Origin of the sequence: Klebsiella sp. X13 (assembly GCF_003323835.1) — a bacterium.
Lineage (GTDB): Bacteria > Pseudomonadota > Gammaproteobacteria > Enterobacterales > Enterobacteriaceae > Klebsiella > Klebsiella ornithinolytica.
This window is the reverse complement of the sequence record NZ_CP030874.1, coordinates 2400749-2425429: the sequence shown is the minus strand read 5'-3', so window position 1 is coordinate 2425429 and position 24681 is coordinate 2400749. Positions and strand designations below refer to the sequence as shown.

The following is a 24681-nucleotide window of genomic DNA, read 5'->3' as shown; positions in this document are numbered from 1 at the left end:
GGACCGATGATGTTAAAAAGCATGCGCAAACACGGCATTACGCTGGCGCTCTTCGCCGCCGGCTCTACCGGGTTAACCGCGGCCATCAATGAGCTGACAAAATCGACGATTGCTGAGCAGGCGGCGACCCAGCAAAAAGCGCTGTTCAATCAGGTTTTGCCTGCGGACCGCTATAATAACGATTTGCTGCAGAGCTGCTACCTGGTCACAGCGCCACCGCTCGGTAAAGGTCAGCATAAGATCTGGATTGCCAAAAATAACGATGCTCCGGTCGGAGTGGTGATGGAAGCGACCGCCCCCGATGGTTACTCCGGTGCGATTCAGCTGCTGGTTGCCGCCGACTTCAAAGGCACCGTTCTTGGCACCCGCGTAACGGAGCATCATGAGACGCCCGGCCTTGGCGACAAAATTGAACTCCGTCTGTCGGACTGGATAACCCACTTTGCGGGCAAAGTCATTCACGGTTCCGGCGACAGCCACTTTGCCGTGAAAAAAGACGGCGGTGATTTCGATCAGTTCACCGGCGCCACTATTACCCCACGCGCGGTAGTCAACGCCGTTAAGCGTGCCGGCCTGTACGCGCAAACGCTGCCCGCACAGATTCCCGAACTCACGTCCTGTGGAGAGTAAGCCATGAGCGAAGTCAAAGACGTTATTGTTCAGGGGTTGTGGAAAAACAACTCCGCGCTGGTCCAACTGTTAGGCATGTGCCCCCTGCTCGCCGTGACCTCTACCGCCACCAATGCGTTAGGGCTGGGACTGGCGACAACCCTGGTGCTGACGCTGACCAACCTGACAATCTCCAGCCTGCGCCGCTGGACACCGGCTGAAATTCGTATACCGATTTATGTCATGATCATCGCTTCGGTCGTGAGCGTCGTACAGATGCTGATTAACGCCTATGCATTTGGTCTGTATCAGTCTCTGGGAATTTTTATTCCGCTAATTGTAACCAACTGCATCGTGGTCGGTCGTGCCGAAGCGTTCGCTGCCAAAAAAGGGCCGGCACTGTCGGCGCTGGATGGTTTCTCCATTGGTATGGGGGCGACCTGCGCGATGTTTGTGCTCGGTTCGCTGCGAGAAATCCTCGGCAACGGGACGCTGTTTGATGGGGCCGATAGCCTGCTGGGTAGCTGGGCGAAAGTGCTGCGTATCGAAGTATTCCACACCGATACGCCGTTCCTGCTGGCGATGCTGCCGCCGGGCGCCTTTATCGGTTTAGGGATGATGCTGGCGGTGAAATACCTGATTGACGAACGAACTAAGCAACGTAAAGCGAAAGCAGCTGAAGCGAATCAAGCCACGCCAGTTGATGCGCACAGGGAAAGTCTGGGATGAATAAGAGCAAACGTCTGGAAATACTGACCCGACTGCGGGATAACGACCCGCACCCCACAACGGAACTGAATTTCAGCTCCCCGTTCGAATTACTGATAGCCGTACTACTCTCGGCGCAGGCGACCGACGTCAGCGTGAATAAAGCCACGGCAAAGCTCTATCCGGTGGCGAATACGCCGGCAGCCATGCTGGCGCTGGGTGTTGATGGCGTCAAAGCGTATATCAAAACTATCGGGTTATTTAACAGCAAAGCTGAAAATGTGATTAAAACCTGCCGGATTCTGCTTGAGCAGCACAATGGCGAGGTTCCCGAGGACAGGGCGGCGCTGGAAGCCCTTCCCGGCGTGGGACGTAAAACCGCCAACGTGGTACTGAATACCGCGTTCGGCTGGCCGACGATTGCCGTGGATACGCATATTTTTCGCGTTTGCAATCGGACACAATTTGCCCCAGGGAAGAACGTTGAACAGGTGGAGGAAAAGCTGCTAAAGGTCGTTCCCGCCGAATTTAAAGTCGACTGCCACCACTGGCTTATTCTTCACGGCCGCTATACCTGTATTGCGCGCAAACCTCGCTGCGGCTCCTGCCTGATTGAAGATCTGTGCGAGTTTAAAGAAAAAGTCTACGCATAACATTCTGGCAGAACCATTACCCTGCTTGTGGTAATGGTTCTGTTCTTCCCGCCATTCCCTTAGCTTTAACGCCACTATTTCTGCGCTCTACAGGACAATTAACCGTCTATATAACGTTCATCCAGGTTAATCATTTTTTGTGGTGAAAAAATTTCTATACATTTGTGATCCAGATCATCCACGTAACTTAATGTTAAATTATTGTTGTCGCAATGATAAAGAAAGCCAGTATTTCCAATACCAGAGCACCACTTACCAGGACAATACCCCATCATTTTTTAGGATTATGGGCTATATCACTATGTTCAAGGCTTATCAGCAGAATATATCGCCATTATCCGATTATCTTCCGGTCTCGACAGATAAAAATATCACCAATGTGTAAAAGGTGAAATTTAACTCTGTATAACATTTGAATGACTGGCGTATTATAACGCTTAAGATATATGTAACAGAGTATTACAAAACGCTTGCCTGAACGGCCAGGATAGTGAACATTACTTCCCGTTTTCCCTCCAGAATAACTATAAAGGCGGCGGTCTTATCAGATTGCGCCCCGAACACCCCCCGTTAATATGGGATGTAAAAAAAGAGGTATATGTGTCAACTGCAAACAATAAACCAGCAGAAAGCGTGAGTCTGAACGCTTTCAAACAACCGAAATCGTTCTATCTGATCTTCTCGATCGAATTATGGGAGCGTTTTGGTTATTACGGCCTGCAAGGGATCATGGCCGTTTACCTGGTCAAACAGCTGGGTATGTCAGAAGCGGATTCTATTACTCTCTTCTCCTCCTTCAGTGCGCTGGTTTATGGCCTCGTGGCTATCGGCGGCTGGCTGGGCGATAAAGTGCTCGGTACTAAGCGCGTGATTATGCTGGGGACTATCGTCCTCGCTATCGGCTACGCCCTGGTGGCGTATTCCGGACATGACGCGGCTATCGTTTATATGGGTATGGCGACCATCGCCGTCGGTAACGGCCTGTTTAAGGCTAACCCGTCTTCCCTGCTCTCGACCTGCTACGAGAAAGATGACCCGCGTCTTGATGGCGCATTTACGATGTACTACATGTCCATCAACATCGGTTCCTTCTTCTCGATGCTGGCTACCCCGTGGCTGGCGGCGAAATTTGGCTGGAGCATCGCCTTCTCTCTGAGCTTCGTCGGGATGCTGATTACCCTGGTGAACTTCATGTTCTGCAAAAAATGGGTAAAAAACTACGGTTCGAAGCCTGACTTTGCCCCGGTACACTTCGGTAAACTGCTGGCGACCATCGTCGGCGTGGTCGTGCTGGTGGTGATTGCGACCTGGCTGCTGCACAACCAGGGCATTGCCCGCATGGTGCTGGGCGTGGTGGCTCTGGGTATCGTGATTATTTTTGCTAAAGAAGCGATTGCGATGAAAGGTGCTGCGCGTCGTAAGATGATTGTGGCCTTCATTCTGATGGTTCAGGCGATCGTCTTCTTCGTCCTCTACAGCCAGATGCCGACGTCACTGAACTTCTTTGCTATCCGCAACGTTGAGCACGCCATTCTGGGCATTAGCTTCCAGCCTGAACAGTTCCAGGCGCTGAACCCGTTCTGGATTATGATCGGCAGCCCGATTCTGGCCGCTATCTATAACAAGATGGGCGACCGTCTGCCAATGCCGCATAAATTTGCGATCGGCATGGTGCTCTGCTCGCTGGCCTTCCTCGTCCTGCCGCTGGGCGCCAAATTTGCAACCGACGCCGGTATCGTCTCCGTTAACTGGCTGATTCTGAGCTACGCGCTGCAGAGTATCGGTGAGCTGATGATTTCCGGTCTGGGTCTGGCGATGGTGGCACAGCTGGTACCACAGCGCCTGATGGGCTTTATCATGGGCAGCTGGTTCCTGACTACCGCAGGTGCCGCTATCATCGCCGGTAAAGTCGCCAACCTGATGGCGGTACCGGAGAACGTGACCGACCCGCTGCAGTCTCTTGCCGTCTATGGCCATGTCTTCCTGCAGATTGGTATTGCTACCGCAGTTATCGCCGTGCTGATGTTTGCTATCGCGCCGAAACTGAACCGCATGACCCAGGATGACGACTCACTGAGCAAAGCTCGCGATACGGCAACCGCTTAAGCGCTTCGGGAAAACCAATAAATTTAGGCCGCTAACGTTTTGTTAGCGGCTTTTTTTTTACCCCTGGGCTAACATACAGAAAACTGCAGCCACGAGGAGTTACTGATGAAACTGTTCTACAAACCCGGCGCCTGTTCCCTTGCATCACATATCGCCCTGCGCGAAAGCGGACTGGACTTCACCTTACAAGGCGTCGACCTGCAGAAGAAGCGCCTGGAAAACGGGGAGGATTATCTGCGGATCAACCCGAAGGGACAGGTTCCGGCGCTGCTACTTGACGACGAGATCCTGCTTACAGAAGGCGTCGCCATCATGCAATACATTGCCGATCGGGTGCCGGATCGCCAGCTGCTGGCGCCGGTGGGCACCATTGCGCGCTATCAGACACTGGAGTGGCTAAACTACGTCGCGACGGAGCTGCATAAAGGCTTTACGCCGCTATTCCGCCCGGACACGCCGGAAGATTACAAACCGATCGCGCGCGCGCAGCTGGAGAAGAAGCTGCATTACATTGATGAGTCGCTGAAGGAGAAGCAGTGGCTGAGCGGGCATCGTTTCACCATCGCTGATGGCTACCTGTTTACCGTACTGCGCTGGGCGTGGGCCGTGAAGCTGGATATGACCGGTTACAGCAATATCGCGGCCTGGATGAAACACGTGGCCGCTCGTCCATCGGTAGCCGCGGCGCTGGCGGCGGAAGGGGTTTAATCCCCTGACATCCTCTGCCCGGCTGCGAGGCCGGGCAGTTCTTCGGTTACAGCTGCGTGGCGCTGAAGTAGTGCTCCGGCTGGGCAATACGATCCTGGGCGGCCACCACCTGCAGCTCGTACTCCTGCATATTTTTCGTGGCCAGCATAATTTCATACACCGCGGCGGTCACATGTTCCAGCGCATCGCGAAGCCGGGCCCCCTGCAGCAGTTTAACCAGCAGCAGTCCGCTGGTGACATCGCCGACGCCAACCGGCTGACGCAGACCAAAGTCCACCAGCGGGCGACTGATATGCCAGGCTTCATCAGCCGTCACCAGCAGCATTTCGAACCGGTCCATACTCAGCCCTGCGCGGGCAAGATGCTTAACCAGCACAATCTGCGGGCCCTGCGCAATCAGCTCGCGCGCGGCTAAGACGGCTTGCGCAACGTTCGCCACCGGATGACCGCAGAGGATTTCCAGCTCAATCAGGTTGGGGGCAATGATGTCGCTCGCCGGCAGCGCATGGCGGACGTGAAACTCCGCCACGCCGGGTGCGACGATGCAGCCTTTTTCAGGGTGTCCCATCACCGGGTCGCAGAAATATTTCGCCGCCGGATTGGCCGCTTTGACCTGACGCACGATACCGAGAATATGCTCTCCCTGTTCGGCGGAGCCCAGATAGCCACTCAGTACCGCATCACAGCGCTGCAGCTGATTAATATCAGCAATCCCCTGAACGATCTCGGTCAGATGCGCAGGCGGCATCACGCAACCGGTCCATTTCCCGTACTGCGTATGGTTGGAGAACTGAACGGTGTTAAGGGGCCAGACGTTTGCGCCAAGGCGGCGCATCGGAAACTCTGCGGCACTGTTGCCGGCGTGACCAAATACAACGTGGGACTGGATGGCGAGGATGTTCTTCATCTTGGATACCTGACAGCAAAAAATAAGGGGCGTGGTTTCCCACGCCCCTGCCTTTACGCAATTACTTCCAGCAGACCAGACAGTAATTTTTCTTACCGCGACGCAGTAAGGTGTAGCGACCAAACAGACGATCGCCGTCATTAAATACATATTCCGGGTCAGACTGTTTTTCACCGTTGATGGTGACGGCGTTGGAGGCGATTGTCTTACGCGCCTGGCCACGCGATGGCTGCAGCTCAGAATCCACCAGCGCCTGCATCAGGTCGGCGTCTTTTTCCAGTTCAATCATCGGCACGCCATCCTGCGCCAGCTGTTCGAAGTCGGCTTCGCTCAGGTCGCTCAGATTGCCGTTAAACAGGCTTTCGGTAATGCGTTTTGCCGCCACCAGCCCTTCTTCACCATGTACCAGACGAGTGACCTGTTCGGCCAGCACGTACTGCGCGCGCGGGGCCTTACCGCTGTTTTTATCTTCCTCTTCCAGCGCATTGATCTCGGCAATGTCCATAAAGGTGAAGAACTTCAGGAAGCGATAAACGTCAGCATCCGCGGTGTTGATCCAGAACTGGTAGAATTTGTACGGGCTGGTCTTTTTCGGATCCAGCCATACCGCGCCGCCTTCGGTCTTACCAAATTTGGTGCCATCGGCTTTGGTGATCAGCGGAACGGTCAGACCAAACACCTGGTTCTGGTGCAGACGACGGGTCAGGTCGATGCCGGAGGTGATATTGCCCCACTGATCGGAACCGCCAATCTGCAGCGCCACGCCATGCAGCTTGTTCAGACACGCGAAGTCGTAACCCTGCAGCAGGTTATAGGAGAACTCGGTAAATGAGATGCCCTGATCGTCGCGGTTCAGACGCTGCTTAACCGCTTCTTTGTTGATCATCTGGTTTACGGAGAAGTGCTTGCCGATATCACGCAGGAAGGTCAGCACGTTCATGCTGCCAAACCAGTCGTAGTTATTCGCGGCAATGGCCGAGTTGTCACCGCAATCAAAGTCGAGGAACGGCGCGACCTGTTTGCGAATTTTATCGACCCACTCCTGCACGGTATCTTCGGTGTTCAGTTTACGCTCGGCGGCTTTAAAGCTCGGGTCACCAATCAGACCGGTTGCTCCCCCCACCAGCGCCACAGGCTTATGGCCTGCCTGCTGAAAGCGTTTCAGGCATAACAATGGAACAAGATGCCCCAAATGCAAGCTGTCAGCGGTTGGATCGAAGCCGCAATAGAGCGCGATCGGGCCTTGCGCCAGTCGCTCTGCTAACGCTTCCTCGTCCGTCACCTGGGCTACCAGCCCCCGCTCTTGCAATTGTTTAATCAAGTTACTGCTTGCCATCAAATTCTCCATGTATAAACGACTGCACCTTTGCCGGTACACGACTTTTCGCCAGACGCGAAAAAAAAACATCTATGCAAAATCATTCAAGCTGCCTCAAGGCGGCAAGTACGGAGACTTACGCAAGCAAACGACCGGAATAAGCCGGCACAGCCAACAAAGACGCAGCTTGAAAAATGAAGTCTATAGAATAAAGCGCCAGCCCATCCAGCACCAGCGCTTAACACAACAAATTTCAGGGATTACGGGGCCAGACGATCGATTTTCCATGCGCTGTTGTCACGCTGGTATAAAAAACGATCGTGCAGACGGTGTTCACCGCCCTGCCAGAACTCCATCTGCTCAATATTCACGCGGAATCCGCCCCAGAAGCTCGGCAGCGGTACTTCGCCTTGCTGGAATTTCTGTTTCAGCTCCAGGAACTTACTTTCCAGGATGCCGCGGGCTGAGATGCGGGTTGACTGTTGCGAGACCCACGCGCCGATCTGGCTGTCGCGCGGGCGGCTGTGGAAATACTTCACCACTTCCAGCGTTGACAGGCGCTCCGCCTTGCCAGTCACCATCACCTGACGCTCCAGCATGTGCCACGGAAAAAGCAGACTCACGCGAGGATTGTTTTCGATCTGGTGGGCTTTGCGGCTTCCGAGGTTGGTATAAAACACCAGCCCTTTTTCGTCATAGTGCTTGAGCAGAACAATTCGCTGGTAAGGCTGACCGTTTTCGTCAACGGTCGCGACGACCATTGCCGTCGGGTCGGCCAGCCGGGCGTCGCAGGCTTGTCTGAGCCAACGCTCAAATAAAGTCAGCGGTTCAGCGGGAAGATCGCGGCGGCGAAGGCCGCCACGGGTATACTCTCGGCGCAGATGCGCGATTTGCTGCAATTCGTCGTTATCAGACATGGCAATTGAGAAAATAGTCATCGGGTGGCGTCATTGTGCGCCCCCGGGGCGGAAATCTCAACGTTTGGGCGTCTGCAGCTGACAGTTTTCCAGCACAACGCGATCGCGCTTGTAAACGGTGGCGCTGTCGCCTTTCGACCAGAAGACATACACGCCGTCGGTGTAACGCGCCCCTGATGCCGAAAGCCCCTGCGCCAGATTCAACTGCTGGTTGTCATAGATAAAGCTGGCAATCTGACGGGTATTGTTGATGTGCACGGTCAGCGGTTTCTGATCGCACTGATACTCCAGGGTATCCGTCTGCATCCGCTCCACAAACTGGTTATAGTAGCTACAGCCTGCGAGCATAAAGGGTACTACCGCGATAAGGATTTTTTTCATTCGTTTGCCTTCGACTTTCCCGGTCCAGGAGGGCAAATCGCCCCCCGTTAACTTCATCCAGTTTACCGGTTAATAAAAAATAGGTGTTTCAGTTAACTCTGATTCTGCGGTCGGTTTGCGGGGAAGATGGCCCCGAGCACAGTGGCTTCACAAGCGCCGGTGACCGACGGGAGATTACCGGGGAGGCCGGACATCGTCCGCCATGCCAGCCAGGCAAACGCCAGCGCTTCCATATCATCGCCGCTGATGCCAGCCGCATCGGTTGTGGAGACCTCCGTTCCCGGCAGCAGCGCTGCCAGCCGCGCCATCAGCAGCGGATTACGCGCGCCGCCGCCGCACACCAGCAGACGTTCACAGCCGCCGCTCAGCAGCACCTGTTCCGCGATGGTCACCGCCGTCAGTTCTGCCAGCGTCGCCTGCACATCCTGCGGACGCAGCCCCTGGAAACGAGCCAGATGGCGCTCCAGCCAGCCGTAGTTGAAATATTCACGTCCGGTGCTTTTCGGCGCCGGGAGCGCAAACCACGGGTCGCTGAGCATATTTTGTAGCAGAGGTAGCAGCACCTTGCCTTCGCTGGCCCACTGCGCGTCTTTATCGTAGGGTTTGCCACACTGACGCCAGATCCACGCATCCATCAGCATATTACCCGGCCCGGTGTCATAGCCGCGGACCGGCACGCCCGGTGCCAACAGCGACAGGTTGGCAATCCCGCCGATATTGAGCACCATCCGCCGTTCTACGGGATGCGCCAACAGCGCATGGTGGAATGCAGGAACCAGCGGTGCTCCCTGACCGCCTAGCGCCATATCACGACGCCGAAAATCCCCTACCACCGTCACGCCGGTATGGGCCGCTATCTGGTTGTTATCCCCGATTTGCAGCGTATTCGGCGCTTCGCCAGTGGGTTCATGCCATACCGTTTGCCCATGACAACCGATAGCGACAATATCCGTCGGCTGCACATTCTCCTGACGCATAAGGGCCAGCACGGCATCGGCAAATAAGCGCCCCAGACGCGTATCCAGCTGACCGAGCTGGGATAACGTCAGCGTTTGTCCCTGGCAGATAGCCAGAATATCCTCTTTTATTGCCACCGGAATGGGGTACGACAGACTGGCCTGCTGCGCCACTACGCTTTCGTTGATTGCCGCCAGAACCACATCAATGCCATCAAGGCTGGTTCCGGACATTACGCCGATAAAGTGACCTGATTTCATACGTCTTCCTTCATTCCATGACTCTCGTATACCTCACACTCCATCATAAAGAAGAGGGCAATGCTACGGCGCACTAACGTTTATTAACACTAAAGCGCGAAAGATTGCGCATTACGTAAAGAACTTATGTTTATGTTAAGTTGAAGAGGAACGGATTATTATTTTTTGTATAGTCCATGCCGGAGGTATGCCAGCCGACGATGAAATGCCATATAATTGAACGCATGGACGTTCAACAGAACACTATTCGGTGAAGGAGATTCATAAATGATTTTACGTGTTTTGGCTGTCTCGATGATTGGTTTATCGCTTGCAGGTTGCGTGAGCAGCAGCGGCCTCTCCGGAGACGTTTACTCCGCATCGGAAGCCAAACAGGTGCAAAGCGTCACCTACGGGACCATTGTTCATACCCGTGCAGTTCAGATCCAGAGCGGTGATGACAGCAATGCTATCGGTGCTATCGGTGGTGCGGTACTGGGGGGGTTCCTCGGTAATACCATCGGCGGCGGTACTGGCCGCTCTCTGGCAACCGCAGCAGGCGCAGTCGCCGGCGGCGTAGCCGGACAGGGCGTACAGGGCGCAATGAACAAAACTCAGGGCGTTGAGCTGGAAATCCGTAAGGATGACGGCAATACCATCCTGGTCGTGCAGAAACAGGGTACCACGCCGTTCTCTGTCGGTCAGCGCGTGGCGATTGCCGGCAGCGGCAGCCAGGTTACCGTTTCCCCACGTTAAGTTTGAACCTCTCAGTGCGGTCTTTATGGCCGCCCTGCTTTTCCCTGTTGTTAATATAGCTACTCTCACCTGATAGTATGGTGCCCGGCATCGTTTTTAGAATCATCCAGTCATTTTCTAATAACCATTCAACATTTGCTTTCGCTCAACATTTATTATTTACCATATTGTATTATCGGTATGTCGCCCTGCCACAGTACCGCAGAATGGAAAAATATTTTTGCAAGGATGTAATGCATGCTTATTAATAGAAAACGCTTAGTACTGCGAGTTTTTATCTATCTGAGTATCTGCGCTCTTATGATGGGGGCCATACATTTATTCTCCGCCTCAGCAATTAATCGTATACCTGCGTTTAATCCCTTACTCTTCCCCGTATTAACTATTTTATTATTAATACTCCACATCACAATTGCATGTTTTATGGTAATGAAATACTGGTGTGACAGAAAACGCTTGTACCTGATCGCTATCGCCTGCGCCTTCGCCGGTTCCTCTTCGTTGATGTTTGGGACACTCAGTAGCTATCCGGGCTGGTTCCTGTGTGACTCGGGACTTTATGCCAATGCAAACGATGCGCTGATCTTCTATACTTTCCGCAATATGATGATGATGGTACTGTTTATCACCGCGACCATTTTGTACGCCTTTCGTCATAGCGAGAAGCTCACCCGAAAAGCACATGTGCTTATTCTGACATTTTGCATTGGTTTCACAATAATTGTTATTACTCTGTCATGGTTGTATTCAAGTCATCATTCATTACTGACGGCAGCTTTAATTGACAATGACACGCTTATTCATTCCGAACTATGGCGAAATATCGTCGGCTGCCTGTTAGCCATTGGATGGTTAATAACACTGGTATTACTAATTTTCATCACTCAGCTGCGCAATATATTTTGGTTCAGCGGTTCCTTTTTTTGCAGTGCATATATTTTTACATTGCTTTTTCTGCTGCTTGCAAACGGCAGTTCAGAAAATGCGTGGTATCACGCTCGTTTCTTTGAAGTACTCAGTACGTTATTTATGTTCTTTATATTGTTGTACGATGTGTTTAGCCTTTATCGGGAATCCGAGGATAAATACGTGAACTCTTATCAAAACTCGATCCGTGATTCGCTGACCCGGTTGTACAATCGCAGCCACTTTTACGATACCCTCACCGCCCTGCTGCCGACGGTATCAGTCAGACAGCCGCTTTCCGTGGTCGTCTGCGACCTCGACTTTTTTAAACGCATTAACGATAACTACGGACATATACAGGGTGATAGAGTCATCCAGTTTGCGGCGAATGTTTTACAGCAAAATATTCGTACGCAGGATACGGCTGCCCGAATCGGCGGCGAAGAGTTCGCTCTGCTGTTGGTCAATACGGGGCAGCAAGAGGCCCTGACAATAGCAGAACGTATCCGTCTTGCGATAAATGAACAGCAAGATGATCTTCCGGAAAGAATGACCATCAGCGCCGGGGTATTCACCACCACCGACGGGACGCTCAGTGCCGAGGAGTATGTGAAGCGAGCCGATGCCGCCATGTATCATGCCAAGAACAGTGGGCGCAATCAGGTGGTTGTCTGGCAGGAGTGAATAAATGGACAATCAAAAGCAATAAAAAAGGGCCTTGAATGCTCAGGGCCCTGAATAAATTAATCTTTTGCCTGAAGATCGAGGATATTTTGTTCCAGTTTACGGATTAAATTGAGCAGCGTAGCGACCTCTTCTGCCGACACACCAGACAGAATCTCATCTCGCGTCTTGCCGATCACTTCTTCCATTTCGTTGATCAGCGGCTCGGCTTTTTCCGTTAACCTGATTCGTTTCGCGCGCCGGTCGTTTGCACAAGTCTGGCGAGAAATAAGCCCTTTCTCTTCCAGCTGATCCAGCGTACGCACCAGTGAGGGTTGCTCGATACCAATAGCTTTCGCCAGTTGAATCTGCGACTGCTCAGGAGGCAGCTGATGAATATTGTGCAACGTGACCCAATGGGTCTGCGTTAACTCCAGAGGTTTCAGGCGATGGTCGATCAGCGCGCGCCAGACGCGCACTAAACGTGCCAGATCAGAACCCAGTGGCGATTCCAATTTCATCTCCTTATAATTAGCTTGCTAAGTTATTATACTGATTTTAGAATAGTGTGCAGCATTTGAATAATCAAAACAAATGAATTACCTGATACACCAAATTCAAAACAATGATTTACAATGTGTAATAGTAGCATGCTCTGAACATTCTCCCTGCAATGGCAAAGGATTTTTGCTTGTGAAACTGAGTCTTAACACTTCCGGATTGGCGCTCCAGGACCTGGTATTCGGTGCGTCAATTTACTTTCCCCCCTTGTTTAAAGCCGTATTGCTGGGATTTTTTATCTGGCTGGTTATTCACCGCCAGCTGCGAGACTGGATGTATGCCGGCGATATCTGGCATCCCTTGCTGATGGATCTGTCCCTGTTTGCACTCTCTGTGTGTCTGGCTCTGGTTTTACTGACTGCCTGGTAATGTTCACGACATGAAAAAACTCAAATACCTCTCGACCTTATTGGTCGCCGCACTCGCCATCATTGCCGCCTGGCTGGTCTGGAACTATTACACGCAATCGCCGTGGACCCGGGATGGCAAAGTCCGCGCCGAACAGGTCAGCATTACGCCGCAGGTCTCTGGCAGCATCCTCCAGCTGAACGTGCGCGATAACCAGCTGGTCAAAGCCGGCGACGTTCTGTTCAGGATCGATGACACCCCCTATCGTATTGCCGCTCTCAACGCCGAAGCGCAGCTCGCGAAAGCGCAAGCGGAAATGGCTAAAGCCAAAGCGGAGCAAACGAAAGCGGCCAGTGATGCCCGTCGTCGTCGTCATCTTTCGCAAGAGGCCATCTCCGCCGAAGATCTGGAAAGCGCCAATACCGCGCTGGACACCGCCACCACCAACCTTGAGGCCGCCAAAGCGGTGGTCGGCGTGGCGCAGGCCAGTCTGGAGCACGCGCAATGGCAGCTTGGCCAGACGGCCGTGAAATCGCCGGTAGATGGCTGGGTGACAAACTTAACGACCCGCGTGGGCGACTACGCCTCGGCAGGCCACCCGGTTTTCGCCCTTGTCGATAGCAATTCGTTTTATGTCATTGGTTATTTTGAAGAAACTAAGCTGCGCCATATTCGCTCTGGCGATAATGCGCAGATAGTGTTGTACAGCAGTAAACAAACGTTACAGGGTCACGTATCCAGTATCGGTCGCGCCATCGTCGACCAAAGCGTCGAAGGCGGGAACAGCCTGGTTGCCAATATTAAACCGAATATCCCGTGGGTTCGTCTGGCCCAGCGCGTACCGGTGCGCATCGAACTCAACAGTTTGCCTGCGGATACGACGCTGGTTTCCGGGACCACCTGCACCGTCTCAATTGGCGAACCCTGATGAAACTGCAGGTCTCGTCATGGCGTGCTCTTCCCTGGGTTAAAGCCAGCCGTCCGCAATGGCGCTATGCCCTGCGTAACGGCATTGCGATGTGTCTCGCGCTGAGTATTGCCTACTGGCTGGATCTTGATGAGCCTTACTGGGCGATGACCTCTGCCGCCGTCGTCAGCTTCCCGACGGTGGGTGGCGTGATCAGTAAGAGCTTCGGGCGTATTGCCGGAAGCCTGCTCGGCGCCTGCGCCGCGCTACTGCTCGCCGGGCATACGCTAAACGACCCCTGGCTATTTTTATTCAGCATTTCGGCGTGGATTGCACTCTGCACCTGGGCCTGCGCGATGTATACCAACAACGTAGCCTACGCCTTCCAGCTCGCCGGCTATACCTGCGCCATTATCGCCTTTCCGGTTATCAACATTACCGACGCCAACGAGCTGTGGACTATCGCGCAGTCGCGAGTGTGCGAGGTTATCGTCGGTATCCTGTGCGGCGGGCTGATGATGATGATGATGCCCAGTACCTCGGATGGCACTGCGCTGCTGACGGCATTGAAAAATATGCATGCTCGTCTGCTTGAGCACGCCAGTCTGCTGTGGGTGCCGGAAACCACCGATGCCATTCGTACCGCCCACGAAAGCGTGATCGGGCAAATCCTGACCATGAACCTGCTGCGAATTCAGGCCTTCTGGAGTCATTACCGTTTTCGCCGTCAGAATCCGCTGCTGAACTATTTACTCCACCAGCAGCTGCGGCTGACCAGCGTAATTTCCAGCCTGCGCCGGATGTTAGTGAACTGGCCGGCCGCGCCGGCGCAGACCCGCGAAGTGCTGGAAACGCTGCTTACCGCGCTGGCTAATCCACGGGCCGATTTTTACGCTGTCGCACGGATAATCGCCCCGCTGGCGCCTCCCGCCGATGCCGACTATCGCCATCTCGCGTTCTGGAAGCGCCTGCGCTATTTCTGCCGCCTGTATCTGGACAGCAGTCGCTGGCTCCGCCGCGTGGAAAACGCCTCGGTAATCGCCGAATTTAATGTTCCTTCCGCCCCGGCGTTAGCGCGTCATACCGATCAGGCCGAAGCGTTGTGGAACGGTATCAGAACGTTCTGTGCGCTGGTTGCGGTGGGTGCCTGGGGTATCAGCACCCAGTGGCAGTCCTGCGCCGCAGCGCTCACCCTGGCGGCGATTTGCTGCGTGCTTTATTCAGTCTCACCCTCGCCGTTCAAATCGCTGAGCCTGCTGATGCGTACGCTGATATTGCTGTCGCTATTCAGCTTCGGGGTGAAGTTCGGTCTGATGGTGCAGATAACCGACCTGTGGCAGTTCCTGCTGTTCCTTTTCCCGCTGCTCACCACCATGCAACTGCTCAAACTGCAGATGCCAAAGCTGGCGGGTCTCTGGGGACAATTGATTGTGTTCATGGGGTCGTTTATTTCGGTGACCAACCCGCCGGTCTACGACTTTGCCTCGTTTCTCAACGACAATCTTGGAAAAATCATTGGCGTTGGCTTTGCCTGGCTTGCTTTTGCGGTGATCAGTCCCGGTTCCGATGCGCGCAAGAGCCGCCGGCACATAAAGGCGTTACGCCGTCACTTTGTCGATCAGCTGAGCCGCCGCCCTCAGCATAGCGAGCACGAGTTTGAATCGCTGGTCTACCATCACATCAGTCAGTTAAGTAACAGCCAGGATGCTCTCGCGCGCCGCTGGCTGCTGCGCTGGGGCGTGGTGCTGCTTAACTGTTCGCACGTGGTCTGGCAGCTTCGCGAGTGGGAAACCCGCTCTGACCCGCTCTCGCAGGTGCGGGATTTATGCATCAGTCTGCTCCGGGATGTCATGAGCGAGCGCGGCGTCCAGCAGCGTCCTCTGGCCTCAACCTTGCAGGAGCTACAGCGAATTTGCGATACCCTGAACCACCATCACCAGCCGGCGGCAAAAGAGCTGGCCGCCGTGATCTGGCGGCTGTATTGCGCCCTGTCTCAACTTGAGCAGGCACCTGAGGTCGGGACGATAACCGAAAGAGCTACTTAATCACCCCGCAGGCAAAACGTTCGCCGCCTCCGCCAAGGGGCTGCGGACTGTCGGACATATTGTCGCCACCAATGTGGACCATCAGGGCTTTTCCCCGTACCTCATCCAGCGTTTTAAGCCGCGGCGCCACCACCGGCCGGGTGGCTTTCCCGTCGCTGTTGACTACCAGTACCGGCAGGTCGCCCAGATGCCCGCGCCCCTCGGGCCCCTCATGTTTCCCGGTCTGTTGCGGGTCGTAATGTCCGCCGGCGGCACCGGCAGCGACGGCTTTACCCTCTTTTATCGCCGGCTGGCAGCTACCGTTAGCATGAATGTGAAAACCATGTCGACCCGGCGGTAGCGCTTTGAGATCTGGGGTAAATTCCAGCCCCTTTGCGGTCTCGCTGATTTTAACGCTGCCAATGGCCTGGCCCACGCTTTGGCGGGTAACAAGATTGAGATCCACGTTTTCGCTGGCCGCCTGCGCGCCCGCTGAGATCGCTAAAGTCAATATGGCGAGGATACATCGTTGCATAACACCTCCAGAATGGCTCTGTCCCTGATAAGTGTAAACCAGAGACGGCCATTGCGGAGGCGGTGAGAGGATTATGGTACGTCGTAGCCCAACGCGGCTTTGCGGATGCGGAACCACTGCTGACGAGACATATTCAGTTTTTCGGCCACCACGGCAGAGCGCACACGCTCAATTTTACCGGAGCCGATAATCGGCAACGGCTGCGACGGCAGACGCAGGATCCACGCATAAACCACCTGCTCAATGCTCTCAGCATTCAGCTCCTGAGCCACTTGCGCCAGCTCATCACGCAGCGGCTGGAAGCTTTCATCATTAAACAAGCGCCCGCCGCCGAGACAAGACCAGGCCATTGGCCGGATACGCAGCTGCTGCAGCTGATCCAGCGTACCATCCAGCAGCAGCGGCTGGTGTACCGGGGAGATTTCAACCTGGTTGGTGGCCAGCGTAAACGGCAGACGCGATTGCAGCAGCGTAAACTGCGCCGGCGTAAAGTTGGAGACGCCAAAGTGGCGAACTTTGCCGCTGTGATGCAGTGCGAGAAAGGCCTCCGCCACCTCATCCGCATTCATTAACGGATCCGGGCGGTGAATCAGCAGCAAATCAAGATGGTCGGTCGCCAGATTGCGCAAGGACTGCTCGGCACTTAAGACGATATGATCGCGGTCGGTGATATAGTGGCCGATGGTGTTTTCGGCGCGGGCTTTAGTGGCAATCCCACACTTGCTGACGATTTCCATGCGGCTACGCAGATGCGGAGCCTGCTTCAGCGCCTCGCCAAAGGCCGCTTCGCACTGATAATCACCGTAAATATCTGCGTGATCAACCGTAGTCACGCCCAGATCCAGGTGCTGCTCAATAAAGCTGACCCGCTCGTTCACGGACATATTCCAGTCCATCAAACGCCAGTAGCCCATCACAAAACGCGAGAATTCCGGCCCCTGTGGGGCCATAGCAATACGCTGAACCATAACAACGTCCTCAACAAAAAAGTGTGTTGAGTATACGCAATTTTGCCATTAAAACAGTGAAGGCTGCTGTGGTTCTTCCTCGGCCTGCGATTTATTCGCGCGTAATTTGCGCAACAGACGCTGCCGGCACAGGCGCAGCACGTCTTGCTTCTGGACATCACTCATTGTTTGCCAGTGAAAACGCTCTTCGCGACTACGAAAGCAACCGCGACAAAATCCACGTTCGTCCGACTGACAAATTCCCCGGCATGGACTCTGTACCGGGAAAAACTCCAGCTGCTCTGCCACTCCACGCCTCCGGCGACTTCTCTGTGTCTTTTATTGAAGACGTTTCAACTCTGCTTCGCAACTTTTGTTGTTCAGCCTCTGCCCCAGGCGACTTTTTTTTGCTTGCATTAGACCAATCGGTCTATTACAGTGAGCGCCATGAACAAACATTGTGAATACGATACCCGCGAACATATTCTGCTGACCGGTGAACAGCTGTGCATGCACCGCGGTTTTACCGGAATGGGCCTGAGCGAGCTGCTGAAAATAGCGGAAGTGCCGAAAGGCTCTTTCTACCACTATTTTCGCTCTAAAGAAGCTTACGGCGTCGCGCTGCTTGAATATCACTATGCTGGCTATATCCGCCGCCTGGTTGACCATTTTGCTCACGGCGAAGGAACCTATCGCGACCGCCTGCTGGCTTATTACCAGCACACCCTGACGCAGTTTTGCCAGCAGGGTATTATCAGCGGTTGCCTGACGGTCAAGCTCTCCGCTGAAGTGTGCGATTTGTCTGAATCCATGCGTGAAGAGATGAACAAAGGCGCCAGCCAGATTATTACTTTACTGGGCGAAGCGCTGGAAAAGGGTCGCCAGGAAGGGAGCCTGACATTTGACGGCGATGCCTTTACCCTCTCCCAGGTGCTTTACTCCCTGTGGCTGGGAGCCAATTTGCAGGCCAAGATTACCCGCAGCGCAATGCCGCTGGAAAGCGCCCTTGCCCATGCCAAACAGATTATTGCAGCGCCTGGCGTTTAACAGGCGTTTTTATTTAACGAATTACAAGACGACCGGTCTACTCAGGAGTCATTATGTCCGAATCAAAACTGTTTTCTCCACTGAAAGTCGGTGCAATAACTGTACCTAACCGCGTATTTATGGCTCCGCTGACGCGTCTGCGCAGTATCGAACCCGGCGATATCCCGACGCCGTTAATGGCAGAGTACTATCGTCAACGTGCCAGCTCCGGACTGATCATCTCCGAAGCCACGCAGATTTCCGCCCAGGCGAAAGGCTACGCCGGCGCGCCTGGTCTGCACAGCCCGGAACAGATCGCGGCATGGCAGAAAATTACCGCCGGGGTTCACGCTGAACATGGCCGTATCGCCGTGCAGCTGTGGCATACCGGTCGTATTTCCCACAACTCCCTGCAGCCCGGCGGCGAAGCGCCGGTTGCGCCTTCTGCTATCAGCGCGGGCACCCGAACCTCCCTGCGCGATGAGCATGGCCACGCTATTCGCGTCGACACCTCCATGCCGCGTGCGCTGGAGCTCGATGAAATCCCGGGGATCGTCGATGATTTCCGCCAGGCGGTCGGCAATGCCCGCGATGCCGGCTTTGACCTTGTAGAGCTGCACTCTGCGCATGGCTACCTGCTACATCAGTTCCTGTCTCCTTCTTCCAACCACCGTACCGATCAATACGGCGGCAGCGTTGAAAACCGCGCGCGTCTGGTACTGGAAGTTGTCGATGCCGTCAGCAAAGAGTGGAGCGCCGATCGTATCGGGATCCGCGTGTCGCCAATCGGCAGTTTCCAGAATGTCGATAATGGCCCGAACGAAGAAGCCGATGCGCTGTATCTGATTGAAGAACTCGCCAAACGCGGCATTGCCTATCTGCACATGTCCGAGCCGGACTGGGCCGGCGGCCAGCCGTACAGCGACGCATTCCGCCAAAAAGTGCGCGATCGCTTCCCGGGGGCGATTATCGGCGCCGGCGCCTATACGGTAGAAAAAGCCAACGATCTGATCGGCAAAGGCTTAATTGATGCGGTCGCCTTCGGTCGTGACTATATTGCCAACCCCGATCTGGTCGCACGTCTGCAGCACAAGGCCGCGCTGAACCCGCAGCGCCCTGAAAGCTTCTACGGCGGCGGTGCGGAAGGCTATACCGACTACCCGACGTTATAATCCGGCCGGGTATGGCGACGTTTAGCCGCTATACTCGTATTCTGTCGCATCTGACTGCACGTCCTGGACGCACTCACGCCGTCCGCGGATGCGATAAGAAAGATCGGCGTAAAGGCCGCCTGAAATGGCGGCCTTTTTACGATATAGTGCTCAGGGGTATGAAACGCCTTGTCCGTTTTGTTACGCTATTCAGACAATTGCACATACGGTCTCTGCTAAGGGGCTGTAAACAAGGAGTATAAAAACTATGCGCTTACTTCACACCATGCTGCGCGTTGGCGACCTGCAACGTTCTATCGAGTTTTACACCAACGTGCTGGGCATGAAGCTGCTGCGCACCAGCGAAAATACCGAGTACAAATACTCGCTGGCCTTCGTCGGCTACGGCGAGGAGAGCGATACGGCGGTTATCGAGCTGACTTACAACTGGGGCGTTGACAAATACGACCTCGGCAGCGCTTACGGTCATATCGCGCTGAGCGTGGATAACGCCGCCGAAGCCTGCGAGCGTATTCGCCAGAACGGCGGCAACGTCACCCGCGAAGCCGGTCCGGTGAAAGGCGGCACCACGGTGATCGCTTTCGTTGAAGATCCGGACGGTTACAAAATCGAGCTGATTGAAGAGAAAGATGCCGGCAAAGGTCTTGGCAACTAACCTGCTCCGGGCGCTTATCGGCGCCCGCTGTTTTTCCCCTTCCTGCTGCAAGGCGCGGCAAAATTTGCCATAATGCGCGCTACTTTTTTCCAGTTAAGAGAATCAGATGTCCGAGAACGTTCAACTTAATGGTCTGTGCGACCGTTTTCGTGGTTTCTACCCCGTGGTAATTGATGTAGAAACCGCCGGGTTTAATGCTAAAACCGACGCCCTGCTTGAGATCGCCGCCATTACGTTGAAAATGGATGAGCAAGGCTGGTTAATGCCGGACGAGACATTGCATTTTCATGTTGAACCTTTCGAAGGCGCCAATCTGCAGCCTGAAGCGCTGGCCTTTAACGGCATCAATCCGAACGACCCCGAGCGCGGCGCGGTGCGCGAATACGACGCCCTGCACGCCATTTTTAAAATGGTCCGCAAGGGCATTAAGGAGCACGATTGTAATCGTGCCATCATGGTGGCGCACAACGCGACCTTCGATCTCACCTTTACGATGGCCGCCGCCGAACGCGCCGGACTCAAACGTAATCCGTTTCACCCGTTCGTGACGTTTGATACCGCGGCGCTGAGTGGACTGGCCCTCGGTCAGACGGTGCTGTCCAAAGCCTGCCTGGCCGCAGGTATGGCGTTTGATGGCACCAAGGCGCACTCTGCGCTGTACGATACCGAGCAGACGGCGCAGCTGTTTTGCGAAATCGTCAACCGCTGGAAACGTCTTGGCGGCTGGCCATTACCGCTTGCCGGACAAGAGTAAGAGACAAAAAAAAGCGACTTCACAGGAAGTCGCTTTTTTACTGGCAGCAGACTTATTCAGCTTTCGGCTCGTCGGTCTTGTACTTTGCCGCCGTTTCTTTGATCAGCTGCTGCAGTTCGCCTCGCTGATACATTTCAATCACGATGTCGCAACCGCCAACCAGCTCGCCATCAACCCACAGCTGCGGGAAGGTCGGCCAGTTCGCATATTTCGGCAGTTCCGCGCGGATATCCGGGTTCTGCAGGATGTCAACGTAGGCAAAACGCTCGCCGCATGCAGACAGCGCCTGCACAGCCTGAGCGGAAAAACCGCAGCTTGGCAGTTTCGGAGACCCTTTCATGTACAGCAGGATCGGGTTTTCAGCGATTTGACGTTGGATTTTTTCTACAGTCGTGCTCATTGTCATGCTTCCTTAACTTCTATACGGCAGTAATTTGTCATTGTAGCGTCCTGAACGCAGGACAGATAATAACATTTTTTTCACTCATTATATTTTATCTTCTGTGGTCAGAAGTTGCCTTAAAAATATTACTTCACCAGCCAGCGCACCGTCCTGCTGCGCACTTTCCGTACAAGGCGGTCGATAACTGGCCTATTTTTTTGCAATTGTTAATCAAACGACACTTTAGATAGAAAGTTGATTAAAAAACACACTGCAATTCACAACGTTACATCACAAATCCAGTTACTATTTATCTTTATCAATCATTTAAGACCATTTTGTGACCTGCCCACAGGCCCCTCTCCATGCCGTACCTCCTGGTTACGCCTATAATCCACCATCATCAAACAGGAGTGTCGTCCCGATACAGAGCGTTAACGGAAAAATTCACCACGTGAACGTCTCGCTTCCATCCCTCCCGCTCCTCGTTCCGGTTCGTTAAGGTTATGCGCCGGGATGGTGCTCCCTTCCCAATATCGATGCCAGGTTAAATCAGAGATCCGGACCTTTTTGCAGACTCCGGATAAATTCCTCCGTTGTCTGGTTATTCAGGGATTCATGAGGCTGTTCGCTGTTGGATTCCGTCAGCCAGCGCTCTGTGATTTCCCATCCGCATCTTCAGTGGATAGCCGCGGTTTGCCACGCTCCTGTCCAGGACCTTTATTTAGATAAAAAATAAACCTTAAGCACATAACTTCTGCTAATCGTATGAAAAATAACCTTGTCCAAAAATTAATCTTGTTATAGCTTTTGGTAAATTTAACCATAATTTTAAAAGGGATACAGATATGGCCTGGACTGGTTTTGGTGGAAGTTGGTCGAATGGCGTCCACAGTGGTGGAGATGACTCGGGTAGTATTGGTGGCAGTAGCGGAGGTATGCGTGCACCTTCACCGGCAGACATTGCTTCTCAATTCAATAGCTACGGTGGAACACAAATTACAGCTTCGCAGGTTTCTAATATACAAAGTGATGGTTCCGGGGGTTATACCGCCAGTATTCAGGGTGAAAATAACACCGTATCATCTGGAACTGGTAGTCGAACATCGAACACTGTTGGCGGATTCTCAGGTGTTTTAACTTCATCAGCAAAAGGAAACAATAGCAGTAGTTCAACCAGTCCTAATGATTCCATTGCCCCCCAAGGATGGAGTATTAAGCCAGGAGAGTGGAGCAAATTGCCTGATGTATTCGATACAACAATTGATCAATTCAAATATAAAGTGAATCTTGATCAATTTGGTAAAACAGTTGCGGTCACACAAACAGCCCCCCGCCCCTACACTAAAGCTGAAAACTTAAAAGTCGCAGTTGCGAAATCACAGAATAAAAAACCAGGTGATTTATATCCAGAGCTTGATTTTTCAAAAGGAGAGCCAGAGCGGCAGGCCAGGGCAAAAAAAGAAGCTGAAACATCCTGGAAAACCCTGCCGCCAAATATTAGGCTCTTCGATATTAATGTTGAGGGCTTTAGATATGCGGTAAAATTAAACGAGCAAGGAACGGTAACCTCAATCACTAAAACATCTGATCGTCCCTACACCAAAGCTGAAAATCTTAAGGTCGCGGTAGCAAAAGCAAATAATAAGACACCAGGCGAAATGTTCCCTGAGCTTAATTTTTCAAAAACAGATCCACAGAGAAAGCAAATAGCCTCACGAAGCGCACAAGATTTGTTCAGCTCTTTTCCAACGAATGCTATAAGCATAGCTTCTGATTTTTATAAAGCATTAACGGAAAAATTTGGTGATAAATTATTAAATGAGGCTAAGGTATTAGAATCAGCAGCAAAGGGTAAAAAATTACGTAATGCATCAGAAGCGATGGCTGCATTCGAAAAGTATAAAGATAACCTTAACAAGAAGTTTAACAAAGTTGACAGAATCGCTATAGCAAAAGCACTTGAGTCTATCGATAAAGCTGCTATGGCTGCACAGTTGCAGAAATTCAGTAAAATGTTTGGTGTTGTTGGCGAAGCAATAGCATGGGGGGCATTTATTAACGGAGTAGTGAAAGGTTTTCGTACGGGATCCTGGAACGACGCTATCATTGGTGGTGAAAAAATAGCCGCCACCAAATTGGCATCTCTCTTAGTTGTTACTGCATATGCTGCCATAGCCACAACACCAATCGGTATTATTGGCTTTTCTGCAATTCTGGCTATAACAGCTGCATTAATTACAGATAAAGCGCTTCAAGATTTAAATAAATTCATCCTTAGCATTTAATTCAACAAGCAAGAGGCTAACTATCTCTTGCTTGTTTTATAAATAAACAAAATAATCCCCAATGGCAGCGAGAGAATTAAACACAGTGTGAGAACTCCATTATTCCAATATTTGAGAGGGATATCCCCTTTCTTAATTTCACGAAAGAAATTCGCAACAAATGGAAAAAACACGCTACTTATTATGCAATATAGAGCTAAGAGTATAGCTTCATTTGTATTGAGTTCTGAACGAGAGAAGACAATTGCACAAACAAGCGTGTAGAAGCATAGGCATAAAAACAAATCAGAGAAGTACTTGTTCATCATTATCCTCCGTTAATAACAGCATTACATGTTATACCCCGAAAATATTAACATATGTACTTTACTTGTAGCCAGACTTATCAAAAGTTGCTTGTTCAAGAAATTCTGCCTTGCCATCGGTTTCACAAAAAGCTGTAAAACTCCGACAAGGCAGAGTTTCTATTTTTCATTTCGTGTCGACGCAAAATTGCATAATGCAAAGCATCAGGACGATGTTATGCAAAGTCAGCAACACAGCCCCAAAAGGTATCTCTGATTATTCCGATCATATCGCTAAGTCGTTGCCTTCCCGAATACTGTAGACGCATGCTGTTCACCTTTGGACAGCGTATCCACCAACGGTCCAGGAGCGGGCATGTTATACCGTAGCAGACGATACAGTAGAGATGCCACTGCCAGAGCAACGTTCACATGTTTTGAAAACTGCGGCGCCGCGGTCTTTGGTTGCTTTACGCCCCGGCCTTCGCCTTTACTGCCGCAGCGGCATCTTGCACTTGTCATTCCCTTACTTTCGCAAGCTGCACAGACTGCCGGCGCAATCTCTGTTACTTCTATCCACTTCTCGCGGTCAGACGGGCGAACAGTGCGGGTGGTACGGTAATGTCCGCCATCCATCGTGCCTCCGGGCTTTTGCTTTGGCAGCCATGCAGGCTTGCCAGAATCAGGCAACCGGACGTACCGGTTAAATCAGCCGATTGTATGGCGTTCGTCATGCAGGCGATGCAATGGGTATGAATCCTTATGCAGGGGCGCAGTGTACGTATCTGGTAAACGGTGTGCTGGGGAACGATGCGCCAGGACGCAGAGAATCACCGAGAAAAAAGCGGAAAAAATGGTAAATACACCAAAACTGAACGCGTCCACGGTAGGCATGAGTCAGGTATCATGACAGCAAAATATCGTGATGACAGGGGCGGGAGTGGAACAGGATTGAGGTCGGGTAATGAAT

At 52.8% G+C, this 24681-nt stretch carries 25 protein-coding genes and 2 pseudogenes; 16 read left to right on the top strand and 11 right to left on the bottom strand.

The features are described from left to right. Positions 1 to 9 precede the first annotated feature (9 nt). The 5 genes from rsxG (at position 10) to gstA (ending at position 4784) form a co-directional block, all read left to right on the top strand. On the top strand, positions 10 to 630 hold the full coding sequence (gene rsxG / locus DSD31_RS11550) for an electron transport complex subunit RsxG (protein WP_015584205.1): 621 nt from the start codon (positions 10 to 12) through the stop codon (positions 628 to 630). A 3-nt stretch (positions 631 to 633) separates the two neighbouring features. Further along, the gene (locus DSD31_RS11545; RefSeq protein ID WP_048025228.1) at positions 634 to 1338 is read left to right on the top strand and encodes an electron transport complex subunit E; all 705 of its coding nucleotides are present in this window, start codon (positions 634 to 636) and stop codon (positions 1336 to 1338) included. Further along, positions 1335 to 1970, top strand: coding sequence for an endonuclease III (gene nth, locus DSD31_RS11540; RefSeq protein WP_004862665.1), 636 nt, complete (start codon positions 1335 to 1337; stop codon positions 1968 to 1970). Before DSD31_RS11545 ends, nth begins: the two co-directional genes overlap by 4 nt. 600 nt (positions 1971 to 2570) lie before the next feature. Beyond that, complete coding sequence (gene dtpA / locus DSD31_RS11535) at positions 2571 to 4076, top strand: dipeptide/tripeptide permease DtpA (protein ID WP_015584203.1); 1506 nt, start codon at positions 2571 to 2573, stop codon at positions 4074 to 4076. A 105-nt stretch (positions 4077 to 4181) separates the two neighbouring features. Next, the gene (gene gstA, locus DSD31_RS11530) at positions 4182 to 4784 is read left to right on the top strand and encodes a glutathione transferase GstA (RefSeq protein ID WP_065906604.1); all 603 of its coding nucleotides are present in this window, start codon (positions 4182 to 4184) and stop codon (positions 4782 to 4784) included. A gap of 46 nt (positions 4785 to 4830) precedes the next feature. Here gstA and pdxY read toward each other — a convergent pair whose 3' ends face one another. From pdxY to anmK, 5 genes are all read right to left on the bottom strand, one after another. Next, a complete protein-coding gene (gene pdxY / locus DSD31_RS11525; RefSeq protein ID WP_044349041.1) occupies positions 4831 to 5691 on the bottom strand; it encodes a pyridoxal kinase PdxY in 861 nt (286 codons plus the stop codon). A gap of 61 nt (positions 5692 to 5752) precedes the next feature. Next, positions 5753 to 7027: a tyrosine--tRNA ligase gene (tyrS, locus tag DSD31_RS11520; protein ID WP_004862674.1), complete on the bottom strand. Its 1275-nt coding sequence runs from the start codon at positions 7025 to 7027 to the stop codon at positions 5753 to 5755. Between the two features lie 242 nt (positions 7028 to 7269). Beyond that, positions 7270 to 7926, bottom strand: coding sequence for a pyridoxamine 5'-phosphate oxidase (gene pdxH / locus DSD31_RS11515; RefSeq protein WP_015584201.1), 657 nt, complete (start codon positions 7924 to 7926; stop codon positions 7270 to 7272). A 57-nt stretch (positions 7927 to 7983) separates the two neighbouring features. Beyond that, the gene (gene mliC, locus DSD31_RS11510) at positions 7984 to 8307 is read right to left on the bottom strand and encodes a C-type lysozyme inhibitor (protein ID WP_015584200.1); all 324 of its coding nucleotides are present in this window, start codon (positions 8305 to 8307) and stop codon (positions 7984 to 7986) included. A 92-nt stretch (positions 8308 to 8399) separates the two neighbouring features. Continuing rightward, positions 8400 to 9524, bottom strand: coding sequence for an anhydro-N-acetylmuramic acid kinase (anmK, locus tag DSD31_RS11505; RefSeq protein ID WP_032687401.1), 1125 nt, complete (start codon positions 9522 to 9524; stop codon positions 8400 to 8402). A 267-nt stretch (positions 9525 to 9791) separates the two neighbouring features. On the opposite strand from anmK, the gene slyB reads away from it, so the two are divergent. Together slyB and DSD31_RS11495 are read left to right on the top strand one after the other, a co-directional pair. Further along, positions 9792 to 10259, top strand: coding sequence for an outer membrane lipoprotein SlyB (gene slyB, locus DSD31_RS11500; protein ID WP_004862684.1), 468 nt, complete (start codon positions 9792 to 9794; stop codon positions 10257 to 10259). A 237-nt stretch (positions 10260 to 10496) separates the two neighbouring features. Further along, a complete protein-coding gene (locus DSD31_RS11495; RefSeq protein WP_064356991.1) occupies positions 10497 to 11849 on the top strand; it encodes a sensor domain-containing diguanylate cyclase in 1353 nt (450 codons plus the stop codon). 59 nt (positions 11850 to 11908) lie between these two features. On the opposite strand, the gene slyA is transcribed toward DSD31_RS11495, so the two are convergent. Further along, positions 11909 to 12349, bottom strand: a complete 441-nt coding sequence (gene slyA / locus DSD31_RS11490; RefSeq protein WP_032687399.1) for a transcriptional regulator SlyA — start codon at positions 12347 to 12349, stop codon at positions 11909 to 11911. 172 nt (positions 12350 to 12521) lie between these two features. On the opposite strand from slyA, the gene DSD31_RS11485 reads away from it, so the two are divergent. The 3 genes from DSD31_RS11485 to DSD31_RS11475 are packed head-to-tail and all read left to right on the top strand — an operon-like array spanning position 12522 to position 15689. Continuing rightward, positions 12522 to 12758, top strand: a complete 237-nt coding sequence (locus DSD31_RS11485; protein ID WP_004862692.1) for a DUF1656 domain-containing protein — start codon at positions 12522 to 12524, stop codon at positions 12756 to 12758. Positions 12759 to 12768: 10 nt separating this feature from the next. Then, positions 12769 to 13665 carry an efflux RND transporter periplasmic adaptor subunit gene (locus tag DSD31_RS11480; protein ID WP_004862695.1) on the top strand — a complete coding sequence of 299 codons (897 nt, stop codon included), beginning with the start codon at positions 12769 to 12771 and terminating at the stop codon, positions 13663 to 13665. After that, positions 13665 to 15689: an FUSC family protein gene (locus DSD31_RS11475; protein WP_113991052.1), complete on the top strand. Its 2025-nt coding sequence runs from the start codon at positions 13665 to 13667 to the stop codon at positions 15687 to 15689. Before DSD31_RS11480 ends, DSD31_RS11475 begins: the two co-directional genes overlap by 1 nt. Here DSD31_RS11475 and sodC read toward each other — a convergent pair. The 3 genes from sodC to DSD31_RS11460 form a co-directional block, all read right to left on the bottom strand. Next, positions 15682 to 16203: a superoxide dismutase [Cu-Zn] SodC gene (gene sodC, locus DSD31_RS11470; protein ID WP_015584197.1), complete on the bottom strand. Its 522-nt coding sequence runs from the start codon at positions 16201 to 16203 to the stop codon at positions 15682 to 15684. The genes DSD31_RS11475 and sodC overlap by 8 nt on opposite strands. Before the next feature lie 71 nt (positions 16204 to 16274). Then, positions 16275 to 17171, bottom strand: coding sequence for an aldo/keto reductase (locus DSD31_RS11465; RefSeq protein WP_004862703.1), 897 nt, complete (start codon positions 17169 to 17171; stop codon positions 16275 to 16277). 48 nt (positions 17172 to 17219) lie between these two features. Beyond that, a complete protein-coding gene (locus DSD31_RS11460) occupies positions 17220 to 17459 on the bottom strand; it encodes a DUF1289 domain-containing protein (protein WP_113991051.1) in 240 nt (79 codons plus the stop codon). A gap of 138 nt (positions 17460 to 17597) precedes the next feature. On the opposite strand from DSD31_RS11460, the gene DSD31_RS11455 reads away from it, so the two are divergent. The 4 genes from DSD31_RS11455 to rnt all read left to right on the top strand — a co-directional run bounded on the left by DSD31_RS11455 (position 17598) and on the right by rnt (position 20757). After that, complete coding sequence (locus DSD31_RS11455) at positions 17598 to 18197, top strand: TetR/AcrR family transcriptional regulator (RefSeq protein ID WP_004862709.1); 600 nt, start codon at positions 17598 to 17600, stop codon at positions 18195 to 18197. A gap of 53 nt (positions 18198 to 18250) precedes the next feature. Then, positions 18251 to 19348: an alkene reductase gene (nemA, locus tag DSD31_RS11450; protein ID WP_004862710.1), complete on the top strand. Its 1098-nt coding sequence runs from the start codon at positions 18251 to 18253 to the stop codon at positions 19346 to 19348. Between the two features lie 247 nt (positions 19349 to 19595). Beyond that, a complete protein-coding gene (gene gloA, locus DSD31_RS11445; protein ID WP_004862713.1) occupies positions 19596 to 20003 on the top strand; it encodes a lactoylglutathione lyase in 408 nt (135 codons plus the stop codon). Positions 20004 to 20109: 106 nt separating this feature from the next. Next, positions 20110 to 20757, top strand: coding sequence for a ribonuclease T (gene rnt, locus DSD31_RS11440; protein WP_004862716.1), 648 nt, complete (start codon positions 20110 to 20112; stop codon positions 20755 to 20757). Between the two features lie 52 nt (positions 20758 to 20809). Here the strand turns inward: rnt and grxD are convergent, their stop codons facing one another. After that, positions 20810 to 21157, bottom strand: a complete 348-nt coding sequence (gene grxD, locus DSD31_RS11435; protein WP_004862717.1) for a monothiol glutaredoxin 4 — start codon at positions 21155 to 21157, stop codon at positions 20810 to 20812. Positions 21158 to 21987: 830 nt separating this feature from the next. On the opposite strand from grxD, the gene DSD31_RS11430 reads away from it, so the two are divergent. Beyond that, a complete protein-coding gene (locus tag DSD31_RS11430) occupies positions 21988 to 23427 on the top strand; it encodes a colicin-like pore-forming protein (protein ID WP_097358215.1) in 1440 nt (479 codons plus the stop codon). A gap of 578 nt (positions 23428 to 24005) precedes the next feature. On the opposite strand, the pseudogene DSD31_RS26425 reads toward DSD31_RS11430, so the two are convergent. Further along, positions 24006 to 24275: pseudogene (locus DSD31_RS26425) on the bottom strand (antitermination protein Q); the annotation flags it as partial. A 141-nt stretch (positions 24276 to 24416) separates the two neighbouring features. Between DSD31_RS26425 and DSD31_RS26615 the strand changes: the two are divergent. Next, positions 24417 to 24599 (top strand): annotated as a pseudogene (locus DSD31_RS26615) (recombinase RecT); the annotation flags it as partial. Between the last annotated feature and the right edge of the window lie 82 nt (positions 24600 to 24681).

Coding starts and splice junctions, on each gene's coding strand:
- pdxY (WP_044349041.1), bottom strand. CDS start 5,691: ATGAAGAACATCCTCGCCATCCAGTCCCACGTTGTATTTGGTCACGCC.
- DSD31_RS11545 (WP_048025228.1), top strand. CDS start 634: ATGAGCGAAGTCAAAGACGTTATTGTTCAGGGGTTGTGGAAAAACAAC.
- grxD (WP_004862717.1), bottom strand. CDS start 21,157: ATGAGCACGACTGTAGAAAAAATCCAACGTCAAATCGCTGAAAACCCG.
- mliC (WP_015584200.1), bottom strand. CDS start 8,307: ATGAAAAAAATCCTTATCGCGGTAGTACCCTTTATGCTCGCAGGCTGT.
- slyA (WP_032687399.1), bottom strand. CDS start 12,349: ATGAAATTGGAATCGCCACTGGGTTCTGATCTGGCACGTTTAGTGCGC.
- pdxH (WP_015584201.1), bottom strand. CDS start 7,926: ATGTCTGATAACGACGAATTGCAGCAAATCGCGCATCTGCGCCGAGAG.
- tyrS (WP_004862674.1), bottom strand. CDS start 7,027: ATGGCAAGCAGTAACTTGATTAAACAATTGCAAGAGCGGGGGCTGGTA.
- gloA (WP_004862713.1), top strand. CDS start 19,596: ATGCGCTTACTTCACACCATGCTGCGCGTTGGCGACCTGCAACGTTCT.
- DSD31_RS11455 (WP_004862709.1), top strand. CDS start 17,598: ATGAACAAACATTGTGAATACGATACCCGCGAACATATTCTGCTGACC.
- gstA (WP_065906604.1), top strand. CDS start 4,182: ATGAAACTGTTCTACAAACCCGGCGCCTGTTCCCTTGCATCACATATC.
- DSD31_RS11430 (WP_097358215.1), top strand. CDS start 21,988: ATGGCCTGGACTGGTTTTGGTGGAAGTTGGTCGAATGGCGTCCACAGT.
- sodC (WP_015584197.1), bottom strand. CDS start 16,203: ATGCAACGATGTATCCTCGCCATATTGACTTTAGCGATCTCAGCGGGC.
- DSD31_RS11475 (WP_113991052.1), top strand. CDS start 13,665: ATGAAACTGCAGGTCTCGTCATGGCGTGCTCTTCCCTGGGTTAAAGCC.
- slyB (WP_004862684.1), top strand. CDS start 9,792: ATGATTTTACGTGTTTTGGCTGTCTCGATGATTGGTTTATCGCTTGCA.
- rnt (WP_004862716.1), top strand. CDS start 20,110: ATGTCCGAGAACGTTCAACTTAATGGTCTGTGCGACCGTTTTCGTGGT.
- anmK (WP_032687401.1), bottom strand. CDS start 9,524: ATGAAATCAGGTCACTTTATCGGCGTAATGTCCGGAACCAGCCTTGAT.
- rsxG (WP_015584205.1), top strand. CDS start 10: ATGTTAAAAAGCATGCGCAAACACGGCATTACGCTGGCGCTCTTCGCC.
- DSD31_RS11480 (WP_004862695.1), top strand. CDS start 12,769: ATGAAAAAACTCAAATACCTCTCGACCTTATTGGTCGCCGCACTCGCC.
- nth (WP_004862665.1), top strand. CDS start 1,335: ATGAATAAGAGCAAACGTCTGGAAATACTGACCCGACTGCGGGATAAC.
- DSD31_RS11495 (WP_064356991.1), top strand. CDS start 10,497: ATGCTTATTAATAGAAAACGCTTAGTACTGCGAGTTTTTATCTATCTG.
- DSD31_RS11465 (WP_004862703.1), bottom strand. CDS start 17,171: ATGGTTCAGCGTATTGCTATGGCCCCACAGGGGCCGGAATTCTCGCGT.
- nemA (WP_004862710.1), top strand. CDS start 18,251: ATGTCCGAATCAAAACTGTTTTCTCCACTGAAAGTCGGTGCAATAACT.